Raw genomic sequence first — 2,263 nt, forward strand, 5'->3', positions numbered from 1 at the left:
GAATACTGGACATTTCCCCTGAGTTTTCTCCTGGCTTAGGAGTTGCATCAGCTACAGTTCCAACTTGTCCATCCCTAAATTCTGGAACAGCCTCATACTGTCCGTTAATCACTTGTATTTTTGATGGACTCTCTATAAAATTCGGTGCAATCGTATAATCTACCTTTTGTTGATCTATTGGAGTGGCTACTGATTTCTCTTGATTACTTACCTTAGAATCAGAAGTCGTTTTTCCCTCTTTGATATATCCAATATATGTGTAACCTGAAATCTCTTTAGGAAGAGGTAATTTTTCTCCAGAGGTCAATTCATAGTCCGTATTGTAATTCAGTAAAAGATTATTTTCTAAAGCATGGGCTGATACTAGAATACCGTTTCCTATCCCTGCCACCAATACTAAATGCAATACCGTTTTATTCTTAACTTTTTTCTTGGAAACAGCAAAAACTAAAATCCCCAGAGCTGCTAAGCTAGCACCAGCAACTAAGGCTTGCATCTCATTCTTGCTTCCAGTATTTGGTAATTCCGCCAGTTGATTTTGAGAATTTAACTTATAAACAAGATAATAAGTTTCATCATCATTCTCCACGTATGTCGGAATATCATATATAAGCTGCTTCTTTTCTTCTGATGATAGCTCTGACTCTGTCACATATTTATAGTGAACACCTTTGGTCTCTTGAGCTGCCACAGATGAACTAGCTAATACAGACATAAAAAACAAACTCGAAATCGTTGCAGATACAAGTCCTACTGATAATTTTCTAAATGAAAAACGTTCTTGTTTTTCACCAAAATACTTTTCCATTATTCCTCCTTGAAATAAAATTTTAAAAATATGTAAGCCTAACTTTTTTATATTAGTGTACTATCTATAAAAAAGGGAACATACTTTAATTATACTCTTTATTTAGCAAAAAGTCTTAAAATTGAGTTGCGTTTTCATACTTTTTTTATATATAAAATACCAAGTAGTAGTTTTGCAATTCCCTATTATTTTTTGGATAAAATGTAACCTACCATGAAATTTCCACGGCAGGTGTTACTCATATCACTAATCGTTCTAAAAATGGTTTGATGCAGTTGAGGAGAATTCCTTCTATCCAACTTTCTTGTGCTGAGGATAGATGTTCTGTCTGAAGGCTTTCTTTTAGAAAATCGCGGACTTGTTCTGGTGAGATTTCAAACTCAAAGGCTTTCATTTTATAGAAAAAGTCGAGCAGATGATCTGACAGATATTCAGTTGAAAAAGGCACTTCTCCGCTTTTTCGATATTCTAATAAGAGCCGAGCAAATCTGGCTTTTTCTTCAGGAAGCTCACGAAAATAGGAATTGAGGAGCCAGGTCTGCTTCTGCTTTCTTTCAATTGGATCCTGACTAGCAATTCGTTGGTCTTTTTCCAGCTCTTTTTGGTATTGTTTGGCCTTGATAGCCCGTTCTGTCCGATTTTTACCAAAAAGAATTTTCTCCCACTTTCGTTCTTCTTGAGTCAGGGTCTCTGTAAAGCCAAAGTAATCTTGATAGGCACGCTCTGCTGGGCCCATAGCTAGAACCAGATTGTCTGCATATTGCTTGGCGATTTTATCCCTCTTCTTGCGCTCTTTCTCTGCCTGGATACGGAGTTCTTGTTCGTAATCAATTTTATCTTTTCCTAGTTTGACAAGGTAGAGTTGGTCATCTGGTTTTCCAAGTAAAAAGGGCTTGATACACTTTTCAAGGACTTCTTCCATCCGAGCTTTTTTCTTTGGCTCCGCCTTGGTCCAACTTCCTCCTTGAAAGACTTCTAGGAAAAGCTGGTAGTCTCTCTCAGGTGCAAATTGATTGCCACGATTGGGTTTGAAAACATCTTTTTCCCAGAGCCATTTTAAAAGTCGCTCGTCAAAGTCACTTTTATTGACCTTGATTTTCTCCTTTTTATGGGCTTTTCTGGTCAGATTTTCAACCTTTCTGAGCAGTTTTTCTTCCTCTTCCAGTTGCTGGTCAAGGGACAATCGATGAAAATGACGAACACAGTCGCTACCAATTGGAAAGAGGCGTTGACCTGTGACACCGTTAAAGAGTTCGTAGGCGTACTTGATGGCATTTCCACAGACACAATTGCTACGGCCAATACCGTTAAAAATCAAGGAAACTTCATTCCATTCCTTGGTAGCTTGTTCCCAAGTATCCGCTTTTGAAGCCTGTAAAACTGCATCATACAGGGATTTTCTAACTGGAAGTGTCATGAGGTCTCCTTTCTAATATTCAATGAAAATCAAAGAGC

Annotated in this window: 2 protein-coding genes; both read right to left on the minus strand. The window is 37.7% G+C overall.

Annotated elements, in window-relative coordinates; all coding sequences use genetic code 11:
- The coding region (locus HT701_RS11145; RefSeq protein ID WP_240152381.1) for a YSIRK-type signal peptide-containing protein at nucleotides 1–808 on the minus strand (808 nt) is incomplete at its 3' end.
- Nucleotides 809–1,046: 238 nt separating this feature from the next.
- Complete coding sequence (locus tag HT701_RS11150; RefSeq protein WP_050262190.1) at nucleotides 1,047–2,225, minus strand: hypothetical protein; 1,179 nt, start codon at nucleotides 2,223–2,225, stop codon at nucleotides 1,047–1,049.
- Between the last annotated feature and the right edge of the window lie 38 nt (nucleotides 2,226–2,263).

The organism is Streptococcus sp. 10824 (assembly GCF_013276595.1).
Lineage (GTDB): Bacteria > Bacillota > Bacilli > Lactobacillales > Streptococcaceae > Streptococcus > Streptococcus pseudopneumoniae.

Excerpts from the sequence above, each read along its gene's own strand:
- HT701_RS11150 (WP_050262190.1), bottom strand. The coding sequence starts at position 2,225 with ATGACACTTCCAGTTAGAAAATCCCTGTATGATGCAGTTTTACAGGCT.